Source organism: Deltaproteobacteria bacterium, from assembly GCA_021737785.1.
GTDB lineage: Bacteria > Desulfobacterota > DSM-4660 > Desulfatiglandales > Desulfatiglandaceae > AUK324.
In genome coordinates, this window is the sequence record JAIPDI010000029.1 from 44,799 (window position 1) to 66,951 (window position 22,153).

22 protein-coding genes are annotated in these 22,153 nt (G+C 55.3%); 8 read left to right on the forward strand and 14 right to left on the reverse strand.

Annotation, left to right across the window (positions count from 1 at the left end; translation table 11 throughout):
- Positions 1-61: 61 nt before the first annotated feature.
- The 4 genes from K9N21_14820 (at position 62) to K9N21_14835 (ending at position 3,191) form a co-directional block, all read left to right on the forward strand.
- On the forward strand, positions 62-907 hold the full coding sequence (locus tag K9N21_14820; protein MCF8145186.1) for an MBL fold metallo-hydrolase: 846 nt from the start codon (positions 62-64) through the stop codon (positions 905-907).
- Between the two features lie 56 nt (positions 908-963).
- Entirely contained in the window at positions 964-1,494 is a 531-nt protein-coding gene (cobU, locus tag K9N21_14825; protein ID MCF8145187.1) for a bifunctional adenosylcobinamide kinase/adenosylcobinamide-phosphate guanylyltransferase, read from the forward strand.
- A 14-nt stretch (positions 1,495-1,508) separates the two neighbouring features.
- Positions 1,509-1,871, forward strand: coding sequence for a VanZ family protein (locus tag K9N21_14830; GenBank protein MCF8145188.1), 363 nt, complete (start codon positions 1,509-1,511; stop codon positions 1,869-1,871).
- A gap of 66 nt (positions 1,872-1,937) precedes the next feature.
- A complete protein-coding gene (locus K9N21_14835) occupies positions 1,938-3,191 on the forward strand; it encodes a CDP-alcohol phosphatidyltransferase family protein (protein ID MCF8145189.1) in 1,254 nt (417 codons plus the stop codon).
- 113 nt (positions 3,192-3,304) lie between these two features.
- Here the strand turns inward: K9N21_14835 and K9N21_14840 are convergent, their stop codons facing one another.
- The 5 genes from K9N21_14840 to K9N21_14860 form a co-directional block, all read right to left on the reverse strand.
- Complete coding sequence (locus K9N21_14840; GenBank protein ID MCF8145190.1) at positions 3,305-3,493, reverse strand: hypothetical protein; 189 nt, start codon at positions 3,491-3,493, stop codon at positions 3,305-3,307.
- 196 nt (positions 3,494-3,689) lie between these two features.
- On the reverse strand, positions 3,690-5,060 hold the full coding sequence (locus K9N21_14845; GenBank protein MCF8145191.1) for a sigma 54-interacting transcriptional regulator: 1,371 nt from the start codon (positions 5,058-5,060) through the stop codon (positions 3,690-3,692).
- 252 nt (positions 5,061-5,312) lie between these two features.
- Complete coding sequence (locus tag K9N21_14850; GenBank protein MCF8145192.1) at positions 5,313-5,969, reverse strand: DUF1638 domain-containing protein; 657 nt, start codon at positions 5,967-5,969, stop codon at positions 5,313-5,315.
- Between the two features lie 47 nt (positions 5,970-6,016).
- Entirely contained in the window at positions 6,017-7,930 is a 1,914-nt protein-coding gene (locus K9N21_14855; protein ID MCF8145193.1) for an FAD-dependent oxidoreductase, read from the reverse strand.
- 170 nt (positions 7,931-8,100) lie between these two features.
- Positions 8,101-8,421: a thioredoxin fold domain-containing protein gene (locus K9N21_14860; protein MCF8145194.1), complete on the reverse strand. Its 321-nt coding sequence runs from the start codon at positions 8,419-8,421 to the stop codon at positions 8,101-8,103.
- Positions 8,422-8,909: 488 nt separating this feature from the next.
- On the opposite strand from K9N21_14860, the gene K9N21_14865 reads away from it, so the two are divergent.
- The 4 genes from K9N21_14865 to K9N21_14880 all read left to right on the forward strand — a co-directional run bounded on the left by K9N21_14865 (position 8,910) and on the right by K9N21_14880 (position 13,161).
- A complete protein-coding gene (locus tag K9N21_14865; protein MCF8145195.1) occupies positions 8,910-10,313 on the forward strand; it encodes a sigma 54-interacting transcriptional regulator in 1,404 nt (467 codons plus the stop codon).
- 75 nt (positions 10,314-10,388) lie between these two features.
- Positions 10,389-11,354 carry a hypothetical protein gene (locus K9N21_14870; GenBank protein ID MCF8145196.1) on the forward strand — a complete coding sequence of 322 codons (966 nt, stop codon included), beginning with the start codon at positions 10,389-10,391 and terminating at the stop codon, positions 11,352-11,354.
- Between the two features lie 118 nt (positions 11,355-11,472).
- Entirely contained in the window at positions 11,473-11,754 is a 282-nt protein-coding gene (locus K9N21_14875; protein ID MCF8145197.1) for a DUF3467 domain-containing protein, read from the forward strand.
- A 153-nt stretch (positions 11,755-11,907) separates the two neighbouring features.
- Complete coding sequence (locus K9N21_14880) at positions 11,908-13,161, forward strand: MFS transporter (protein MCF8145198.1); 1,254 nt, start codon at positions 11,908-11,910, stop codon at positions 13,159-13,161.
- A gap of 92 nt (positions 13,162-13,253) precedes the next feature.
- Here the strand turns inward: K9N21_14880 and K9N21_14885 are convergent, their stop codons facing one another.
- The 9 genes from K9N21_14885 to trpE form a co-directional block, all read right to left on the reverse strand.
- Positions 13,254-14,225 (reverse strand): SCP2 sterol-binding domain-containing protein, encoded by a 972-nt coding sequence (locus K9N21_14885; GenBank protein MCF8145199.1) that lies wholly within the window; start codon positions 14,223-14,225, stop codon positions 13,254-13,256.
- Between the two features lie 265 nt (positions 14,226-14,490).
- Positions 14,491-15,447, reverse strand: coding sequence for a class A beta-lactamase-related serine hydrolase (locus K9N21_14890; GenBank protein ID MCF8145200.1), 957 nt, complete (start codon positions 15,445-15,447; stop codon positions 14,491-14,493).
- A 173-nt stretch (positions 15,448-15,620) separates the two neighbouring features.
- Positions 15,621-16,388 (reverse strand): tryptophan synthase subunit alpha, encoded by a 768-nt coding sequence (gene trpA / locus K9N21_14895; protein ID MCF8145201.1) that lies wholly within the window; start codon positions 16,386-16,388, stop codon positions 15,621-15,623.
- The gene (gene trpB / locus K9N21_14900; protein ID MCF8145202.1) at positions 16,378-17,604 is read right to left on the reverse strand and encodes a tryptophan synthase subunit beta; all 1,227 of its coding nucleotides are present in this window, start codon (positions 17,602-17,604) and stop codon (positions 16,378-16,380) included. The genes trpA and trpB overlap by 11 nt, the downstream gene beginning before the upstream one ends.
- Complete coding sequence (locus K9N21_14905) at positions 17,597-18,238, reverse strand: phosphoribosylanthranilate isomerase (GenBank protein MCF8145203.1); 642 nt, start codon at positions 18,236-18,238, stop codon at positions 17,597-17,599. Before K9N21_14905 ends, trpB begins: the two co-directional genes overlap by 8 nt.
- Positions 18,225-19,019, reverse strand: a complete 795-nt coding sequence (gene trpC / locus K9N21_14910; GenBank protein ID MCF8145204.1) for an indole-3-glycerol phosphate synthase TrpC — start codon at positions 19,017-19,019, stop codon at positions 18,225-18,227. The genes K9N21_14905 and trpC overlap by 14 nt, the downstream gene beginning before the upstream one ends.
- Before the next feature lie 10 nt (positions 19,020-19,029).
- Positions 19,030-20,109: an anthranilate phosphoribosyltransferase gene (gene trpD / locus K9N21_14915; protein MCF8145205.1), complete on the reverse strand. Its 1,080-nt coding sequence runs from the start codon at positions 20,107-20,109 to the stop codon at positions 19,030-19,032.
- Positions 20,110-20,128: 19 nt separating this feature from the next.
- Positions 20,129-20,692 (reverse strand): aminodeoxychorismate/anthranilate synthase component II, encoded by a 564-nt coding sequence (locus tag K9N21_14920; GenBank protein MCF8145206.1) that lies wholly within the window; start codon positions 20,690-20,692, stop codon positions 20,129-20,131.
- Positions 20,667-22,127 (reverse strand): anthranilate synthase component I, encoded by a 1,461-nt coding sequence (gene trpE, locus K9N21_14925; GenBank protein ID MCF8145207.1) that lies wholly within the window; start codon positions 22,125-22,127, stop codon positions 20,667-20,669. The genes K9N21_14920 and trpE overlap by 26 nt, the downstream gene beginning before the upstream one ends.
- Positions 22,128-22,153: the final 26 nt, after the last annotated feature.

A 22,153-nucleotide genomic window follows, 5' to 3' on the forward strand; every position in this document is an offset into this window, starting at 1 on the left:
TATTTATTTTCGGCAATTGAATGCCTCCACAGAGGCCCTGTAGACAGGTAAGACTACTAAAATGAAAGTCAAATTTTGGGGGACGAGGGGCTCCATTGCAGCTCCGGGAAAAGATACCATCATATATGGCGGCAATACCTGCTGTCTCGAGATTACTCTTGAATCGGGTCGAAGGATCATCATTGATGCAGGGACCGGAATGCGGCCCCTGGGGGAACACTTTATTGCGAAGAGAGAAACCGTCGACATCCTCCTTCTGATGACACATATTCATTGGGATCATGTGCAGGGATTCCCATTCTTCGAGCCGATTTTCAACCCCTCCTCCAGAATCGCAGTGGATGGGTTTCCTGCCGGGATGAAAGGGCTCAGGGTGATTTTCGACAACAAGATGGGCGATGGGTTTTTCCCCGTCAGCTTCGAGGACCTCAAGGCCCGGATCGACTATATTGGGGAATTGAGCCGCGGCCCCGTTACCATAGACGATACACGCATCGATGCCATTCCCCTGAACCATCCCCAGGGCGCCCTCGGCTACCGCTTTCAAGAGGGAAAAAAGAAACTGGTATTCATAACGGACAACGAATTGGTAACAGATGGCCCGGCGGGAAAAGAGATGGATGATTATGTCCGGTTCTGCAAAGAAGCGGATGTTCTGATTCACGATGCCCAATTTACGCCTGAAGAAATCGACCGTCACCGGGGTTGGGGCCATTCAGACAGCGCCTCTACAGTGGATCTGGCCTTGAAGGCCCGCACACAACGACTCATTCTCTTTCATCATGCACCTGCCAGAAAAGATGCGGATCTATCGGCCGTCGTTGAAGAATGCCGCCATACCGCGATGGACGGCAACCACGACATCGTCATTGATGCGGCTAAAGAGGGAAGCGAGTTCACGCTTTGATCCGTATCTCAACAGATTTTCCTGGTTAATGCATTTTCCACGCTACTTGACCCGACATGGACCCATCGACTGACAAAGAAATCATTCTGGTTTTGGGCGGCGCTCGGAGCGGCAAAAGTTCCTGGGCCCTCAGGTATGCCGAAGAGACCTACGCATCCTGTCTCTTTGTGGCTACCGCCCAGGTGGAGGATGATGAAATGGCCGAACGGGTACGACTGCACCAGGCATCCCGCGGACCCGGATGGCGTCTGATCGAAGAACCTCTGGACATTGCGGAGACCTTGCAGTCCGACATCGGCGATGCGGACGTCGCGCTCATCGACTGTATGACCATCTGGCTCAGCAACATCCTTCTTCAGAAAGGGCGGGAGGCCGTGAATGCCTATCAAGATCGGCTGCTGAAGGTATTGTCCCGAAGAAGACAGGCGGTGATCATGGTATCCAATGAAGTTGGCACCGGTATTGTCCCGGAATATCCCTTAGGGAGAGAATTCCGGGATCTGGCCGGAACCCTCAACCAGAAACTGGCTGCACTGGCCGACAAAGTGATCATGAGCGTGGCCGGCATTCCCATACATATTAAATGAGATAATTCAAAAACATGATGAAATGGACCATTCAGTTTATCTGGGTTATCTCTATTCTTCTGGTTGTCTGTCTCTCTTTGACGCCCCGCATGGAAATCCCTTATCACTTCAGCGGTGCAGACAAGTTGGCGCATTTTGCGGCCTATGCCTGGCTGGCGATGCTTCCTTTTTTCGGATTTGCAGGAAGGCGGACGGCCCTCACAGGGGCGCTCTTGATGGCACTTCTCGGCATTGGACTTGAATTCGCCCAATGTTACGTGCCCGGCAGAGAGTTTTCCTTCTTCGATATTCTTGCAAACAGCGCCGGCGTGACCATAGGCATTGTCGTTACCGGATATATAAAAACCAGGCGCCTGCATTTTCAGGACCTGACGTGATCATGCGAAACTCTCCCCATGAATAACACCATCGCCATTCTTATTTCTCTTGTCGTGTCGCTGGGCATGTACCTCGGTTTTGTCTTCGCCCTCAAGACTCAAAGGGGCAAGAGACACCTCTGTGAACATTGGTATTACCATCCAAACGCCATTTGCGTGTGGCGGGTAGTGATCGGGTTGTCAGGCATCCTCCTCTACTTCCGGACCGAGCAACAGTTTCTGGGCATTCTCCTCTTCACCCTCTCTGCAGTCATGGACGGCGTGGACGGTCTTCTCGCCAGAAACTGCGATCTGGTGACCCCTTTTGGAGAAGAAATCGATCCCCTCTGCGACAAGCTGACCTATCTCCCGCCCATGTTATTTTTTGCCTATGCAGGTCGTTTGGATGTCGTTTCGGTATGGATACTTGTGGCTGTGGAAGCCAGCGGACAATTTCTATTTCGATACATTATTAAGCGGTTTACTCATTTCTCCGTGGCGGCCAACAATTTCGGAAAGATCAAAGCGGTCCTCTGTTTCGCCTTGATCATCTACTGTGCATTGCTGACCGATGATATCGGCCTTCCCAAATTCGCAAATCAAATACTCTACCTCTGTATCATCCTTTCGATTTCGTCCATTGTCTTCAAGCTCATCGCCAACAGGTTTTATGCCGACATCCTGTCCCTCCTCAATCTATGCTGCGGCATCATTGGAATATTCTTCGCCCTTCAGATGCGTCCGGTTTATGCGGCGATCGCCATTTTGGCCGGCCAGATATTCGATCTTTTCGACGGGAGAATGGCCGACAAACACGGCGGCACCCGTTTTGGGCCGTGGCTGGACGATATCGCCGATCTGGTCAGTTTCGGAGGATGTCCTGCGTTTCTGATTCTCCAAAAAGGCAATTGGAGCATTTTGGCCTTTGCTGTCGGCATCACCTATTTTGTCGCAGTAGCTTTCAGGCTGTGGCGGTTTATTGCCCGTGACAAGCAGGATGCTACGCTGAGCCCGGGAATTTTCAAAGGATTGCCCAGTCCTGCCGGCGCCATGGTCTCTCTGGGGGCCGTTCTATTCTGGGATAATGTATGGATTGTATGGGCCGTGATTCTGCTGACCTCTTATCTGCTGGTAAGCAGTATCCGATTCGTCCATTTCGGAAGGGTCATATTGCGCCACTTTCCCAGGATCTTCGTGGTTATTTTCGGTTTTGTCGTCGTCTTTACCATCTCATTTCTGATAAAGGTAAAGGATCCCAAGATGCTCGGGGCACTTCTGCTTATTTCATTTCTGATCTATACCATTATGAGCATACGCCTGGCATCCCGAAAAAGTCTGTAAAGCCACTCATTACTTATCCGTCCACATAACCGAACCGGGGACCCGGCAGACCTTTCCTTTTTTAGGGAATCTGCCGGGCCTCGTGCATTTCTCAGGAAAGGTCCACCCATGGGTCACCGCCCACCATCCGGAAATGCCATTTCATCACAGCTCCAGCAACCCTGCATCCTGAAGTCCTTCCCAGGATCAATATCCTTGTCGCAGAGCCACCCATTTCCTGCCGCATCCTTGAAGAATTTCAGGGGACGCGCTGGCGTATGGGTATCCGTTGACATAATCTCCCTGTTCTCATTCTCAGCCATTAGGATCTCCTTTCGTATGAATGGGTTAAAACCAATGTGCCCTTTACTGATCTGTATAGGCATGACGCGTGCCAGGCCCCTCCATTTCGTCGAGCAAAATTAATTAGTCAATATTTTTATATGGTTGGAATATAATGAAACGATAAGAAAGAAATGCGATTCGAAAGATTGAAACAAAAGTGCTACTCAATATCTCTTATTCAGATGCGGATATGCGACTCCTGCTGTTTCTGGAGGAACGGCCATCCTGTTCGGGGAGCTCTATCCCCAGCTTTTTGATCTTGCGGAACAGGGTGGTTTTGTGAATTTTCAAATGATGGGCGGTTGCCAGCCGGTTCCACTCATTCTTTTTCAGAACCGACAAGAGGAATTGTCTTTCCACCTCCTTTAGGCTTCCACCGGGGTCCGGATTTTCGGTGGGTTGACGTATCCAGTCCGGCAGATTCTCCGTCCTGATGAATCCGGCCTGGCAGAGGACGCAACCATGCTCGATGATGTTGTCCAGCTCCCGTATGTTCCCGGGATAGTCATGGCTCATAAGAAGTTTCATGGCCCGGGGAGAAATGCCGACCACATCCTTGTTATGAAGTGCCGAAAAATGTTTGATAAAATGATCGATCAACAGGGGCACATCCTCCATACGGTCGCGGAGCGGTGGGATTTGAAGCTTAATAACATTGACCCGATAAAAGAGATCCTGCCGAAACGTGCCCTCAGCCACCATTCCCTCTAAGTTGCGGTTGGTCGCTGCAATTATCCGGACATCCGCCTTCCGGGGGTGTATGCTCCCAAGCGGCTCATAGGTCTTTTCCTGGAGCACTCTCAGAAGTTTGACCTGCAAGGGATAAGGCAATTCACCAATTTCGTCGAGGAAAAGAGTCCCTCCCTCTGCTAATCGAAAACGCCCCGGCTTGGCCCTGACAGCGCCCGTAAAGGCCCCCGCTTCATAGCCGAACAGTTCTGATTCAATCAGGGTCTCAGGGAAACCGCCGCAATTGACTGCGATAAATGCCTTTCCGGAACGCCCGCTCAAGTTATGAAGCGCCCTGGCGAACAGCTCCTTGCCTGTCCCGGTTTCTCCTGTGATCAACACGCTGCTTTCGTTGATGGCAACCGTTGGGAGGACATCCAGGATCTCCCTGATTTTTTTGTTTTTACTGATAATATCCTCAAAAGAATAGCTCCTTTTAATCTTTTTGCGCAAGGCCTCAACCCGCCGAAGGTCCCGAAACGTTTCGACGCCTCCGATGAGTTCGCCCTCGTTATCCTTAAATAGGGCCGTAGATACGCTCACAGGAATCTGTTTACCATTTCTGCTGGTAAAGGTTGCCGTCAGATCCACCACCGGACGGCCCGTTTCAATGGTATATTGGATGGGGCAGGCACTCCTGCAAATATTGGAATCGAGAACCTCATGGCACTTTCCTCCCATGGCTTCGGACCTTGGCACACCGGTGATTTTCTCGGCAGCCCGGTTGAAGCAGGTAATCCGCCAATGCCTGTCAACCGTAAAGACCCCATCGCTAATACTTTGGATCACAGCCTCAAAACGTTCCGGCGATGCCATCCGCAAAAAGGGGGCTACGGGGTGAAAAGGAGTGCTGGTCATTTCATTCAGGTCGTAAGCTGCGATCCTCCTCCCTTCTTCTGCTGTTTGCCGGAGCATCCGGGCCTAATCGATAATGTCCCTTCGCGGGGAGGGACAGTACCGGTTTTGTAATGAACATGAAGACCCTCCTGCCATGGGCTTTTGTCCTTACCCCTGTTGTCTTCTGCAGTCTCCCCTTCCCCAAATGGAATCCATGGTTCGACCCCCTGCTTAAGCCCCCAGCAGAATTTTGGCCTGATCCAGCAGGAGTGATTTGAAACGGTCCAGGGTCAGCGGATAGGCCTGCATGGGGATTCCCATCCAATCGCAGTATTCCAGGAATTCCTCCGGCTGCTCATTCATATACCGGTCCAGGTATCCGATGCCGTCCAGCACCACGGCCCCCCCCGTGTGTCTGGGAAAATTCTCATTGGCAAGTCCCTTGTCCCACCCCTTGAAGACCTGATGACGAAACTTGACCCATCCCGGCGTCATCCACCAGACCTTTTCACCGCCCGCCACCTCCTGCGCGATCCTGTCCCGATCCGCCTGGCTGGCGAGCATGTCCATGCAATGGGTCGCCTCGATCCGCGTCACCCCCGGTCCCTGCTCGGCAATGATCGTTCGCATGGTCCGGGTAGGCTCATCCGCATTCACGTAGCAGAACTTGCCGCCGTACACCACAAGGACCTTATCCGCCTTTTCCTTGGCCTTCTGGATCCGAGCGATCAGCTGTCGCTCCAGTTCACGGATATCCTCGTGAAGTCCAGGGGTGGTCAAAAAAAGATGGGACGTATCCAGAAAGCCTTCGTCTCTGAGGTGGTTCAGTTCCATGCTCAACGTCCCGCATGATACAATGGCAATATCAGCAAATGATATTGAAGTCATATAGATATCTCCTTCTTTTAATGAATCTGGTGAGATGGTTACGACGCTTAATACATGAGGGCCATGTCGTATCCCGCATGTACGGCGGTGAAGATATCCTGGACCTCCCTGGCGTCTCCGATCACTTCTATTTTCGGGATCCCTTTCACCCAATCTCCATCCGGTCCCGGCGCCGACAGCATGCCCGAGCAAAGAATCACGGTCTGGAAGGGCGCCAGAGAGAGGCTTTCACCGTCTTTTTCCACCTCTACCCGGTCGGGCTTAAACGCCTTTACCGCGGTATGGGGCATCAGGGTCACCTTCTCCATGTTATTGATCCGCATCAGGGCCAGTTTCTTGGTGATCATCTCCATCATGCTGCCGATGGGGTCGGTCCGCTTGGTGGCTACTACCTCGTAACCATCTTTTCCCAGCTTCTCGGCAATCTCAACCCCGGTCCTTCCAGCCCCGATGACCAGAACCCTTGGGCCTTTCACCGGCTTTTCGCCTTGAAAATACTCAAGGGATGTCATGACGTACTGATCCGAAAGCCCCTCGATGTCAGGAACATTCTGAACCGCCCCAGTGGCCCAGACCAGTAGATCCGGCGTTTCCCTCTCAATGAACCCCGCATCCACCTCACGATTCAAGAGGATGGTGGCCCCGCTTGCCTTAACAGCGTGCTCCAATCCATCCAGTCCCTCTTTCATGGTCCCCTTTCCAGGGGCCTGCCATGCAAGGGCAGACTGCCCGCCCAACCGGTCGGCCTTTTCCGCCAGCGTTACCCGATGTCCCCTCTTGGTCAGATAAAGGGCCCCACTGATCCCTGCCGGCCCGCCTCCTGCGATCAGGACCTTCAAGGCGCTTGGGGTTTGTTCGAGTTCAGGCAGTCCCAGCCCCGGATTCAGATTGCACCCTACGGGCTCTCCGCTCTTCATACGGTGGAGGCATCCCTGGAGGCAGTACCCGCAGGCAACGACCTCCTCATCTTTTCCCTTCCGCCACTTCTCTATCAATTCAGGATCCGCGATAAGAGGCCTCCCCAGGGCCACCAGATCCGCGGTCCCGGCCTCGAGGACGCGCATGATCTTTTCCTTTCTCCCCATCCTGCCTGCAACAATCAGGGGGAGCTGGGTGTGCTGACGGACCCAGGCCAGGGCATCCATCTGGGGCTTATCCGGCAGACTGCCATGATGGAAATACCAGGGGGGACTGAAGCAGGCATTTCCCATACCCACATGTATCGCATAAAATCCCATTTCAGCGGCCCCTTCCACCACCGGCAGGAGATCCTCCTGGCTGATGCCGAACTCAGGGGACATCTCATTTCCTGATATGCGAAGGATTAAGGGAAGGTCGGGGGCCCCCTTTCTCACCTGTGAAAACGCCTCCCCGGCAAAGAGGGTGCGATCCTGGCCATAACGATCGTCCCGTTTGTTCAGCTTAGAATTCAGGAACTGCGATATCAGATATCCATGGCCCCCCTGAATTTCTACCAGGTCAAAACCCGCCTCCCAGCCTTTTGCAGCCGCTGATCCGTAGCCCTCGAGGATCTTCTGGATCTCCTCCTCGCTCAGGGCCTCCGACACCGTCTCTTCCCTGGCCACACATGTCATGACCGACGGCGCCTTGGGAGGGCCCCCGATAATCTTGGGGAGGGCGGCCGCACCCGCATGATTCAGGTGGAGGCAGGCAAGCCTGCCTTGCTCATGGATAAGGTCCACAATCTTCTTGAGTTCATGGACGCTGTTATCCAGATGCACGCACGGCTGTTTGGGATGCTCCCTCCCGTTCGCGGTTACGGAAACAGGCTCCAGGATCACGACGGCCGGCCCGTTTGTTGCGATCTGACGATAAGAGGCAATCTGTCTTTCTGTCACGGTTCCGTCCGGGTTCCCAATCCCGAGCTTGATCGGGGGAAAGACAAACCGATTTACAAGTTCCACGCTCCCCAACCTGAATTTCTCAAACATCCTTTCCATGGAATCCTCCCTTTTTGAATGTGTTCAGACGTGCGTGTTCGCGCGATGTCACCCACTGTTTATCCCGGCCAGACAACACAGAGCTTGCCCATCCATCGGCCGTCCCTTCGACCATGGGACCACCCCAGTCACAATTCACTGTCTCGATACGTTATGCTTGCCCGGCACCCCTATTTCACCAGCCTGTTCAGGGCCTCTGATAGGGTCGTCTCGGGCTGAAGCCCCACAAACCGTTGAATCTCCTTGCTGTTTTTAAAAATGACCAGAGTAGGAATGCTCATTATCCCCAGCCTGGCCGCAACGTCCCGGTTTTCATCCACATTCATGGAGGCCACCACTGCCTTGCCTTCAAAATTTTGGGCCAGGATCTCGAGAATCGGCTCCTGCGACCGACAGGGTGCACACCAGGGCGCATTGAAGTCCATAAGCGTAACCCCATCCTCGATGGTCTTTTGGAATCCATCGGCCGATCCGATCTGTTTAACTTCCATTTCAGTCATCTCCTTTGCCATTGAAGCGGATTTTCGTTTGTATGATTGTCCCGTAACAGAGGCCTGTACCTCATTTAATCAATAATCGTGCCACCTTGTGATATCATGGCGCTCCTGGGTCCATGTCATGTGGGAATTCAAATAAGTCATTAATTATATTATACAAATCCAAATATTACAGGAGACCGGGACACGGCTATCCCTAAAAAATACCGGTTGACAAATTCTGAGAGCGTTACTTATACTGGTTGGTAACGTTTCGGTAACGTTATGTGATCTCTTTCAGTGGTTAGTGATTGTCAGGTGATCATCTTTAATATGGCGCCTAAACAGAGAATGCCTCAACACCGCTACAGAGGCAGAGAACTTAGAAATAACAGATTGGATAGGTGCCAGACTTTTCAGGAAAATCCTGTGTCTTTGCGGCTCGGTGAGAATACCTTCTCCATGTGTGTTGGGATCAGGAATACAAGCAACATAGAACTGCCATGGCAGAAAAAACCATATTAGACCCCAATTTTGCGAGCCTGCTCCTGGAATGCATGGCGGACGGCGTATTTACCCTGGATGACCAGGGTCATATTACATCATGGAATCCGGCCATGGAGCGTATCAGCGGCTACACCGCGGAAGAGGCCGTCGGAAATACCTGCAGTATGCTTAATTTCAGCCTCTGCTTTTCCAAAAGCTGTCCATCGGGCATCAGCCAGTGCGGCATCTACAAAAATGGACCGATTCAGGCCCAGGAATGCTTTCTGCGGCACAAAAACGGGGATGACGTACCTGTTGTAAAGAGCGCAAGACTTGTGACGGACGGTGATGGTTCCATAAAGGGCGTCGTTGAAACGGTCACCGATCTCACGGAACTTGAAAAGGCCAGACGAAGGGCGGAAGCAGCCAACCTGCGTCTTGGGGAAATTCACAGGTTTGACAACATCATCGGAAAGAGCCATGGCATGCAGCAGGTATTCTCAGCTATTCGGGCCACGGCCTCGAGCGATGCAACCATTCTTGTGCAGGGGGAGAGCGGCACAGGCAAGGAACTGGTTGCGGGCGCCATTCATTACAACAGCAACCGGGCCGGCATGCCGTTTGTACCCGTAAGCTGCAGCGCCCTGTCGGAGTCGCTTTTGGAGAGCGAATTGTTCGGACATGCCAGAGGCGCATTTACAGGGGCGGTTCGGGACCGTGTCGGTCGTTTTGAGGAGGCGAGTGGGGGGACAATTTTCCTCGATGAAATCGGTGAGATAAGCCCATTTATTCAAGTGAAACTGCTTCGTGTGCTCCAGGAGAGGGAGATTGAGCGGGTCGGCGAATCCCAAAAGCGGACCATCGATATCCGGATCATTGCGGCCACCAACAAGGATCTCTACGGTCTCATCAAGAGCGGCCATTTCCGGGAAGATCTCTATTACCGCCTGAAGGTATTTCCCATCCATATTCCGCCCCTTCGAAAGCGGAGAGAAGATATCCCGCTCCTGACAAGCCATTTCATCAGGCGCCAGAATGAAAAAACCGGGAAGCGGATCAAGGGCGTTCTGCCGTCGGCCATGGGAATCCTCATGGATTACAACTGGCCCGGCAACGTGCGTGAGTTGGAAAATGCCATTGAGCATGCCTTTGTCCTCTGCGTCGGCGAGCAGATCGATATTTTTGACCTCCCGGTTGAAATCCGCCAGCTCCCCTACCAGCCCGGCGCCTCATCCAAAGCACCCCATCCTCCCCCTGACCGTTTTTCTTCAAATATAAGGCTTTCCCGCGACATGCTGATGGAGATCCTTCATGAATGCGGCTGGAACAAGGCCGAAGCGGGAAGACGGTTGGGCGTGAGCAGGACCGCCGTCTGGAAGTACATGAAAAAATGGGATATCCCGCTCAAGGGGCCGGAATGACGGACCAGACCCATCTTTACCGGATGAAACGGTTCCAATCCGCCCTTTCGAGGTCAAGGGGATAAATGGCATCCTATGCTGTATAAACGTCCAGTGGATCACCACTTCTCCCTCGCCCCGCTGGTCCCATGGCGGGCCCTTTCGAGACCCATCCTGTGGGAGCGGGTCTTCGGGAGATCGGCCCCCCTCGCCGTAGAACTCGGGTTTGGGTTAGGGGACTATCTCATCCGTACGGCCGCTGAAAGCCCGGATAAGGACTTTGTCGGGGTGGAAATAGACTGGTTTGTGATTCGCCGCACCCTTCAGAAGCTCACCACCGCCGGGGTGAAAAACGTGGCCCTGGTTCAGGCGGGCGCCCCCATGGCCCTGGACCGCCTCTTCAGGCAGGAATCCATCGAAAAGGCCTGGACCATGTTCCCCATCCCGTGGCCCAAGGTGCGGCATGGGAAAAAGCGCCTCTTTTCAAAATCCTTTATTTGCCTTCTCAACAGTAGACTGGTCCCGGAAGGCGAGGCCTTTGTGATAACCGATGATCCGGCCCATGCCCGATGGATATGTAAAGAAGGAATGAAAACGGGTTTCCGGATCGGCAGCGAGATAATCCCTCCGCAATTCGGCACCATGTACGAAAAAAAGTGGCAAAAGAAGGGGCAGGATCATTTCTATAGGATTTCTTTTAACAAGGTGGCGCATATCCCTATTCCCGAAAAGGAGGAAGTTGAATTGCAGACCCGCGTTGTGTCATCCTTTTGCATGGAGGATCTGAAGCTGACGCCCATGAGGGGACAAGCCACTGTCGTCCCGAAGGAGACCCTCTATGACCCGGTCCGGGAGCGTGCAATGGTGAGGGTGATCGTCATAGAAACGCATCTTTCCCAGGATATCTGGATCGAGATCGTCCGGAAGGCCACGGGCTGGCATATCCGGCCCGCCAAGGGATGCGGCATGATCCCCACTCCCGGCATCCAGGAGGCCCTGGATCTCCTTCGTGGACAAATCCTCGGAAAAGTAGAGGATCGCCTGTCGGAACATCCGGACTGATCTCCGGTGAGCAGGGGCTTTCTCCCGGAGGGAAGCGGCCGGGGTGAATAATGACTCGCAAATTGGATCCACGTATCTTATAATCGATTCAACCGCACATAATAAGGAGTGATGGTCAATGCCGAATGGAAAAAAGGAAATGCAGGTAAAATTCCCGGATCACCTGCAGCCGGGCGCCTATGCCAATAATATGGTGGTCTCCCACACCAAAGAGGAATTTGTCATGGACTTTCTGATGGTAGCGCCGCCCGCAGGCAGCGTCACCTCACGGGTGATTGTGAGTCCGGGTCATATGAAACGAATCCTCGGTGCCCTTCAGGAAAATGTTTCAAAATATGAGAAGATGTTTGGTGAAATCCAGCTTGCAGAGGCGCCCAAGGCGGCCATCGGGTTTCATTAGGCGACATCCACAACCCCGGACCAAGCAGCGCATCGCTTAAGTTGTTCCTGCGCAGGGCATTGGAACGAGGGATTGAATGTTCCGGCATTCAACGGCTTGAACATCTTAGAAACAACCCAGTAAACCCAATAACTCAATAAACCCAATAACTCAATGAACTCAACACCCCCTTTGGCCCCTTCACGAACCACCTTGCTGCGTGTCTTCATTCCCTTTGCCATCGGCTATTTCTTCTCGTATCTCTACCGCGTGGTGAATGCGGTCATCGCCCCCAACCTGGTGGCGGATCTCGGCCTGAATCCCGGTGATCTGGGGCTTCTCACTTCCACCTATTTCCTGACGTTTGCCGCCTTTCAACTCCCCCTCGGGGTGCTCCTGGATCGGTTCGGTTCGCGAAAAACCGAGGCTTCCCTCCTCCTCTTTGCCGCGGTGGGCGCCTTCATCTTTGCGACGGCCGACAGCGTGCCGGGCCTCATTATCGGTCGCGCCCTCATCGGTTTTGGGGTCTCCTCATGCCTGATGGGCGCCTTTACTGCATTTGTGATCTGGTTTCCCAAAGAACGATTGCCTCTTGTCAACGGGATTCAGGTGGCGGTGGGGGGGCTGGGCGCACTCACCGGCACGATGCCCGTGGAGGCGGCGTTACAGATCACCGACTGGAGAATGGTATTCACCCTCCTGGCCGTACTCACCCTCGGGGTAGCGGTGGCCATCTTTTTCATTGTCCCTGAGCGCAGGGCCGAGGGGAGCGGCGCCACCCTCAAGGAACAGGTGCGCGGCATCGGCACCGTATATAAAAGCCCTGTTTTCTGGCGCATCGCCCCCTGGTCCGTAACGTCCCAGGCCACGTTTATGGCAATTCAGACGCTGTGGGCAGGTCCCTGGCTGCGGGATGTGGCAGGTTATGGCCGGATGGCCATGGCCCGGGGACTGCTGCTGATTGCCGCGTCAATGGTGGTGGGATTTGTCCTGATCGGGGCCCTGGCCGCCCGCCTCAGCAGGTCAGGGATCAAGCCGCTTTATGTCTCGGTGTCCGGAATGGGGGTCTTCATGGTAATCCAGGGGCTCATCATCCTCCATATCCTGTCTCTCGCCCTGCCGCTCTGGATCCTGTTCGGTTTTTTCGGGGCAGCCGGGGTCCTCAATTACGCCATCTTGTGTCAGAGCTTTCCCGGAAATCTGGCAGGCCGGGTCAACACGGGCCTCAATGTCATGGTATTTGTGGTGGCCTTTGGGGGTCAGTGGGGCATCGGCGAAATAATCAACCTGTGGCCGGTTTTGCAGGACGGGAGGTACGCGCCGGCTGGTTATCAGGCAGGCTTCGGTCTCATGCTGGGCATGCAGGTCCTGTCGGTCATCTGGTTTATCCTGGCGGGAAAAAGGATGCGACAACACACACTGTTGTGAAAGAGGGCATTGGCATCATGCCAAGGCCCTGCGAAGCCCCGATCGACGTAAAACTCCGGACTTTTGAACCCCTGCCTGGACCTTCAACAATGCTATCGCCTTAAAAAAAACGACTGGAGCCGCATCAAGAGCATCAGGTCCCCTTCCACCTGGTATTTGCCGCTCATGAAGGCCTCCTGGCCGTCCATCTGACCCGTTGATATGGCCAGCCATACATCGGACGGACTCTTGACTACCACTCCGGGGCTCTGGGCGGGACCATCTGCATAGGTGCATGTCCCATCTTCAATCCTTAAGTGGGCCACAAAGGTTTCAGGGCCGCTCATTTCGAACTGGTAAACAGCCGACACCCCTTCAGCCGCGTCCGGACGAAAGCCTTTAGGCATCATCTCAAGAAGTTCCCTGCATGTCCGGGGCATCCATCGAGAGGATGAATCAGGTGCCTTTTCCGCCGTTTTTGGTCTCTCTTTTGTATGGGTCTTCCGCTGGTAATAGGAAGGATACCAGCGGGACACAAAAATTCCCGCCCCTACCAACAGGGCCGCGGGGACGGCCCCCTCAAAGATTACGTGGGCCAGCCATCCATCCATTCCCGGGAGATGGGGAATAAGGGCTGACAAAAAGGCGAGGAGAAAAAGCCCGGCCCACAAGGCGCTCACGTGCCGGTTGATGACCTTAAACAGATCTGTTTGCCACACGGCATCGGGCACGGTCTTTCTGGCAAAATAGAGGGTGAAGCCCTCGCGCTTTAGAAGAAGGGGGACAATCGCCATCAGAAAAAATACGGCGTACAATAGAGGGATGGAAAATCTGGTGGCCAACCGGCCCGCTCCTCCGGGCCATATCCATATACACAGGCCTGACAGGAGAACAAAGCCGAGCATGGCCTTATGAATGGGCGACGCCTCTCTTGCCCGGGCCAGGATCGCCAGTGCGGCCGCCATGCCCAGGCCCGCCACAAGACTCACCACCCGCAGGGGTGCTGTTCCCGGATCATATAACTGGACAAACACCATGAAGGCGATAAGGCCCCCAACCACGATGGATTTCAAGACTGCGTTCATAATTCGCATCCTTTATCTTTCTCGTTTCACGCATCAAGCGTGATGGTCTCGTAAAAAGTCATGAAATGTCATTTTTTCGTCATTCCGGCGAAAGCCGGAATCCAGTCCCGCAACAGCGGGATTCAATCAGTTACAAAACCTCTGGACCCCGTTTTTCAACGGGGTGACGACTTTTTTTTACGAATGCATCAAGCGTGATCATTCCAGGAAAACAAGATGGGTTGAGCTGTCTTTATGCCCAGGACGAGCAATGCGCCCCAATTCCTCAATTCCCCAATCCCTTCGACGTGTCATCCATAAAATGATCGGACAGATCGTGGGCCGCATCCCTGATAAAACCGGTCCGGCATGGACCTGTGATGAAGATGGCCAACACGAATGTGGGTCCATCGGGGAGTACCACGATCCCGGCGTCATGAAAGGTGTCGGACGTGGTGCCGGTCTTGGAATAGACCTTGGCGCCCGCAGGGGCGCCACCGGCGATCCGCATCCTCTGATAGCGCTGCTTCTGCACATCCCTTTCCATGAGTCTGCGCATGGCATCGCAGCTTTTCTTGTCGACCAGGGCGTCCTGGGCCACGAGCTGCAGGAACCTGGCCGCGGCCACGGCAGTCATGGAATTGCGGTTGACCCATGGGCCCGAAGGCGCTCCATTCCGCAAGAACTGCCTTTCCCCTGGCGGGATCGGGCTCCCCCATGTCTTCTGGCAGGCATTGATGTCCTCAATCCCCAGGGACCGAAGCCACCGGTTACAGGCGTTTCGCCTGTGGGCAAATTCCCGGTACGCCTCGGGAGATCTCAGGTCGTCTCCCGATGTGCCGCTCCAGAGGTCCACAATCCAGGCAGTGGCCGTATTGCTGGAAGGGTGAATCATCTGATAAAGCTTCTGGTAGACCTCCGGGGTGATCGTGAGCTTCCCGGTGCCGGCCAGACGGTAGACATAGCCCATGTACACCATCTTGATGACGCTCGAGGGATATACCGGTTGATGACCATTGATATGGGCGAGTTCCGGCCGGTTCGGATCGGCCAGATCGATGAGGGCCACGTGGACGTCTTCCGGCTTGAGGCAGGGGTGTTTCCGGAGGTTTCGAACGACCACGCGGTGCAGGACCTGCTGCAACGCTTCTGAGGGGACCGGCCGAGGGGGCAAAACAGGGGCACCGGCCATGATGCCGGGGGGTGCCGCCCATGCCGCCCCGAAAAGGAGGCAACACATCATGAAAAACCCCCTATGCCAAATGCTCCTGGGGCAACGGGAGACAGGCTTATTGTGCATGCGGGTTCCTTTCCCTCCTTTCCAGTTTCAGACCCTTCAACATCATGCACGGCTTTTTACCACTATTCCAGGCGGCATATCAAGGATTGTATCCCCGGACGCCCCTGAAAATGACCCTATGGGCGCAACCCGCGGATAAATCCGCCCACGGACGCGACCCCCTTCTCCTCCACCTCGCGGATGGTCCGGCTTCCTATGACCGCGATATCCGCCTTCCCCTTCAGAAAATCCACATCCCGTCGATCCTTGATCCCGAATCCCACGGCAAGAGGGAGCCCGCAGGCCTTGCGGCATCGGCCGAGATAGAGGGACACGTCACGGGAAAAGGCCGTGTCCGCTCCGGTGACCCCCTTCCGCGCCACGCAATAGATAAAGCCTCGGGCAAGGCCGCTGATCAGGTTCATCCGAGTCTCCGATGTGGTGGGCGAGAACATCAGAATGGAAGACAGGTTGTGCCGCTGCATCGCCTTCAGGTAATCACGGCCCTCCTCAACCGGCAGGTCCGGGATGATGGCCCCCTGCAGGCCCCTTTCGGCCATGGAAGCCACAAACGCATCAACACCGTAGCAAAAGGGGATGTTATAATAGGTCATCAGCAGGAAGGGGATATCAAACGATCGAACGGCCTGTTCGGCAATATCGAGGCAACCCTCCACGCCGACTCCCTGTTTGAGGGCCGCCTGATTGGCGCGGACAATCACAGGACCGTCCGCCATCGGTTCTGAAAAGGGGATCTGCAGTTCCATCAGATCCACACCGGCCGCCACCATGGTCTCGATGATCCTGAAGGAATCCTCAATGGAAGGGTATCCCAGCACCGTATGGGTCATCAGGAGGATATCCTTTTTCTCCAGCTTTTTTCGAATATAAGATTCAAGTGCCATACTCACATCCTTTTTTGCGGATAAATCGCTGCCAGCCCGGATCGACGAATGCATCGGCAATGGTAAAGATGTCCTTATCTCCCCGGCCCGACTGGTTGATCAGGATGATATCGTCTCTCGACAGATAAGGGGCCTCTTTGAAGGCCTGGGCAAAGGCATGGGACGACTCAAGGGCCGGTATCAGGCCCTCCTTTTTGATGGTGAGCGACATGGCGTCCAAAACCTCTGAATCGGTCACCGCCTCAAACCGGATTCGCCCTGTCTCCCGATGGGAGGCAAGGATCGGGGAGACGCCCACATAGTCCAGGCCTGCGGCCACGCTGTGGGTCTCTTTCATCTGTCCTTCACGGTCCTGGAGAAAATAGGTCTTATACCCCTGGGCCACACCCATGGATCCATCATTGGATGCAAGTCTGGCCGCATGTCTTCCTGTTTCCAGACCCTCTCCCGCGGCCTCAACCCCTACCAAGTCCACCGGATCATCCAGGAACCCGCTGAAGATCCCCAGGGCGTTGGAGCCGCCTCCCACGCAGGCATACACACGAGACGGCATCTTGCCTTCGAGTGTTAACATCCGGTCCCGGGCCTCCTTGCCGATGATGGACTGAAAATAGGCGACCATCTCCGGGAACGGGTGGGGACCGCAGGCGGTGCCCAGTACATAGTGGGTATCCTCCATATGGGCAGCCCAGTCCCGAAAGGCCTGGTTTATGGCGTCCTTGAGTATCCGCGTCCCGTCTTTCACCGGGATGACCTCAGCACCCAGACGCTCCATCCAGAAGACATTGGGCCTCTGCCGTTCCACGTCCACCTCTCCCATATAGATGGTGCACCCGAACCCGAATCGGGCGGCCATGGTAGCCGTTGCCACGCCGTGCTGGCCCGCGCCGGTCTCCGCCACAACGCGGCTCTTTCCCATGCGCCTGACCAGGAGACCCTGGCCCATGACGTTGTTTATCTTGTGCGCCCCGGTATGATTCAGATCTTCCCTCTTGACATAGATGCGCGGCCCTTTGAAATGTCTTGTCAGGTTTCCGGCAAAGGTAAGGGGCGTGGGCCTGCAAGAGTAGGCGGACATCATATCCGAGTATTCCTCCCAGAAGGAGGCATCCCCCCTGGCCTTTTCGAATGCATCCTCAAGCGCATCGAAGGTGGCCGTGAGTATCTCGGGAATGAAGGCGCCCCCGAATTCTCCGTAGTATCCTCTCCTATTCATTTAAATTCCTTCCCTTGTCCACATCTCTGATCCTTTTCATAAATTTTTCCATAAGCACGGGGTCCTTTTTCCCCGGCCGCTCTTCAATGCCGCTGTTCACATCCACTGCAAAGGGCTTCACCTTTTTGATGGCATCCCCGATATTGGAGGGGTTGAGTCCCCCTGACAAGATGACCGGGATTCCCAACCCCTTGGCTGTCACGGCAATTGTCCAGTCAAAGAGTTGTCCGGTCCCCCCGGCCCTTTCAGGGGAAAAGGCGTCCAGCAGCATGGCCCTGATCCTTCCCTGGTATTGCCGCATCAATGAAAGCACGGACCCGTCCCTGACCCGGAAGGCCTTTACAGTGCAGGGCATAAACTCCCCGCACGCCTCCGGGGATTCCTCACCGTGAAACTGGACCAGGTCAATGCCGCAGAATTCTATGATCTGCCTCACCACATAGGGCCGTTCGTCCACAAAGACCCCGACGGTCTTCACAAAGGGGGGAACGTTGTTGATAATCTCCCGCGCCTCTTCCGGCCGGATCCTTCTGGGGCTGGGGGCAAAGATAAGGCCGATGGCATCCGCCCCTGATCGAATCGCCATTTGTGCATCTTCAAGGGAGGTAATACCGCACACCTTAACCCGTGCCATTGCCCCTTCCCGCATCCGCCAGTTCCCTGGTTTTGGCCCCCATGTCACGGGCCTTCATCAGCGAGGTCCCCACCAGGACCGCATGGATATTGCTTTGTCTCAGTCTGCGGATCTCCTCATGGTTTGAGACGCCGCTCTCGCTGACGCGGATACACCCATCCGGGATGAGGGGGGCCAGATCAAGGGTCGTATGGATATCCACCGCAAATGTGGTCAAGTCACGGTTGTTGATCCCGATGATGTCCGCCCCGCACGCGATCGCGCTCTCCAATTCATCTCTGTTATGGACCTCGGTCAGACAGGCCATTCCCGATCCCCGGGCCATGGTCAGCAGCTCCTTCAAACGGTTGCGCGAAAGGATCCCGGCAATCAGGAGTATGGCATCAGCGCCGAAGCGGATGGACTCCTCCACCTGGATGGGATCCATGATAAAGTCCTTGCGCAGCACCGGGAGGGAGATGGCACGCCGGACGCGGGGCAGATACCTGATGTCTCCGTGGAAAAACCGCCTGTCCGTGAGGAGGGAGACGGCCCCGGCCCCGGCCCCCTCGTAGATCCGGGCGATTTGAACCGGATCGCCGTCTTTAAGGAGTATTCCCGCGGACGGAGAGGCGAACTTGATCTCAGCGATCACGGTAATCCGATCCTCCCCGAAGAGAGCGCCTCTGAAATCGCGAACAGGGGGGACGTCTTCATCCATTTTGGTTGACACCCCTTTTTCCTTCAGGTCTTCCACTTCCTTGCGTTTTTGGGCCAGTATCCCGGCCAATCGCGGATTCATAGGGTCACCCTCAAAGATCGTTCAGGACAAAGTTCCTGCATCCCTGGGTGAAATCCACGAGGGAATGGAGTTTTTCCCTGGCCCGGCCTGAATCAATGGAATCTTTTGCCCTTTCAATACCTCCTTTGAAGTCGCGATCAAGACCTGTTGCCACAAATGCGGCCGCGGCATTGAGGACGACCATGTCCCGTGTCGGTTTTTTCCGGCCGTCCAGGATTTCCCGGATAATGGAGGCGTTCTCTCTCGGGTTGCCGCCCTTTATGGCCTCCGGGGCCGCCCGCTTAAGGCCGTATTCCTCCGGGGTCATGTCAAAGCTCCGGATCCCTTCATCCCGAAGATGAGATATCCGGGTGGGACCGCAGATGCTGATCTCGTCAAAGGTCCCTTCACCGCATACGACAAACGCCTCCCTGGTCCCGAGTCTCTTGAGGACATGGGCCATGGTGTCGGTCAAACCGGGTTCATAGACCCCCAGGACCTGGGCCGAGGCCCCGGCCGGGTTGGCAAGGGGACCGATAAGATTGAATATGGTGCGCAGACCGATTTCCCGCCTCGGTCCGGCAGCGTATTTCATGGCCCCGTGAAAGAGCGGCGCATACAAAAACCCGATCCCCACTTCCTGCAGACATCTCTCCACGTCGCTGCTGGTCACGTCGATCTTCACCCCCAGCTTCTCAAGCACATCGGCACTTCCACAATGGCTCGACACCGCCCGGTTTCCATGTTTGGCCACCTTGACCCCGGCGCCTGCGGCCACAAATGCCGTAGCCGTGGAGACATTGAAGGTATTGGTGCCGTCCCCCCCGGTGCCGCAGGTGTCGAGGATGGTCTCATCCTCCACATTGATCTCATCACGGTCGATGTTGACCGCGTGGTTATTGAGGTGTACCTTTATGGCCCTGTTTCTCATGACCCTGGCTGCGCCCGTAATCTCGTCCACGGTCTCCCCCTTCATCCTCAAGGCCGTGACAAAGGCCCCGATCTGCGCCTCCGTGGCCCTCCCGGCCATCATCTCCTCCATGGCCGCCGCCATCTCCGCTTCGGTAAGGTCTTCTCCTGTGACCACCTTTCCAATCGCCTCTTTGATCATGATCCGTCCCTCCTTCTGCTTATGCCTTGAATAAGGTTTGTAAGATGTCAGCTCCCTGCCTGCTTAAAATAGACTCCGGGTGAAACTGCACGCCCTCCACCCGGTATTCCTGATGCCTCAGACCCATAATCTCCCCCTCCCCGGTCCACGAACTGACCTCCAGACAATCGGGGAGAGAATCCCGCTCAACGATGAGGGAGTGGTACCGGACCGCCTCGAACGGGTTGGGGAGACCCTGATACACGGTCCGGCCGTCGTGAAAGATGAGGGAGGTCTTGCCGTGCATGATCCGGTCGGCCCGCTTCACCCTTCCGCCATAGGCCGCGGCAATGGACTGGTGCCCGAGGCATACCCCCATAACAGGGATGTCCGATCCAAAATGCCGGATCGCCGGCATGGATATGCCGGCCTGATCCGGGCCCCCGGGCCCGGGCGATACCACGATCCCTGAAGGATGTTCCCTTTCCATGCGGTCAAGGGTGATCTCATCATTCCTGAAAACCCTCACCTCCCGGCCCATCACTTGAAGGATCTGGACCAGGTTGTAGGTAAAGGAGTCATAGTTGTCGATGACCAGAATCATCTCTTTTCGCCTCCTCGATGCTCTTGAGCATGGCCGCGGCCTTTCCGAGGGTCTCGTTGTACTCCCCCTCAGGGGAAGAGTCGGCCACGATGCCCGCCCCCACCTGTACGGAAAGCCTGTTTTTGGCCACAGCAATGGTGCGGATGGTGATGCAGAAGTCCATGTTGCCGTTGAACCCGAAATAGCCCACTGCGCCGGCATAGGGCCCCCTCGGGGTCGGTTCCAGTTCGTTGATGATTTCCATGGCCCTGATCTTGGGGGCCCCCGAGACCGTGCCGGCCGGAAAGGCCGACATGAAGAGGTCAAAGGCGTCTTTGTCGGATCTCAACCGCCCCTCCACATGGGAGACCAGGTGCATCACATGGGAGTAGCGTTCCACCTCCATGAGCCGGGGCACCGACACCGATCCAGGCGCCGCCACCCGACCCACGTCATTTCTTCCCAGATCCACCAGCATGATATGTTCGGCCCGTTCCTTGGGATCTGCGACAAGCTCCTTTTCGAAGCGCAGATCCTCCTCCCGGGTATGACCCCTGGGCCGGGTGCCGGCAATGGGACGAAGCTGGATCCTGTTGCCCGTGAGCCGGACGAGGATCTCGGGAGAGGCGCCGATCAATCGGATATCTCCGAAATTGAGATAGAACATGTAGGGAGACGGGTTGATGCTCCGCAGGTTTCGATAGAGGGCGAATGCATCCCCGGAAGCCTCTCCCGAGAGTCTCTGAGAGAGGACCACCTGGATCACATCCCCCGAAACAATGTATTCCTTGGCCCTCTCTACCGCCTGCTCAAATTCCTCTTTGCTGAAATTGCCATGGAGTTTTGACAGCGCAAACGGCTCTATATTGCTAGCAGGAACTGGTGACTGAAGCAGGTTCATGGTCTCATCGATACTCCGGCAGGCCCCGGCATAGGCCTCCTTCAGATCCGTCTCATCCTCGAGATGGCTAAGTGCCGCCACCTTCACCGTGTGCTTCAGATGATCAAAGACGATCAGCCTTTGGGAAATTGTAAAAACGGCCTCCGGAAGTTTCTCATCCTGGTGGGGGCGACCCGGCAGCCGTTCCCATTTTCCCATCAGATCGTAATTGCAGTACCCCACAAATCCCCCCTGAAACAGAGGCGCCAGGCCCGCCTCAACAGGCCTGAATCTTCGGCACAGCGCCCTTAAGACAAGAAGGGGGTTTGAGGGATTGCGGATTGACTGTCTATTGCCTGATTTGTCCGCCACCTCTGTCTCGTGGCAATAGGAAAGGACCGTCAAATAGGGATCAAAACCGATAATGCTGTATCGTCCCCACCTCTCGCCCCGGTCGGCGCTCTCCAGAAGATAGGAATAGGGCATCCCTTTGACCCTCAGGTAAACCGAGACAGGCGTTTCCGTGTCCGCCATGATCTCCTGACAGACCAATATCAGATTGCCCTTGCCTGCCATCCCCTTGAACTGAGAAAATGAGGTTC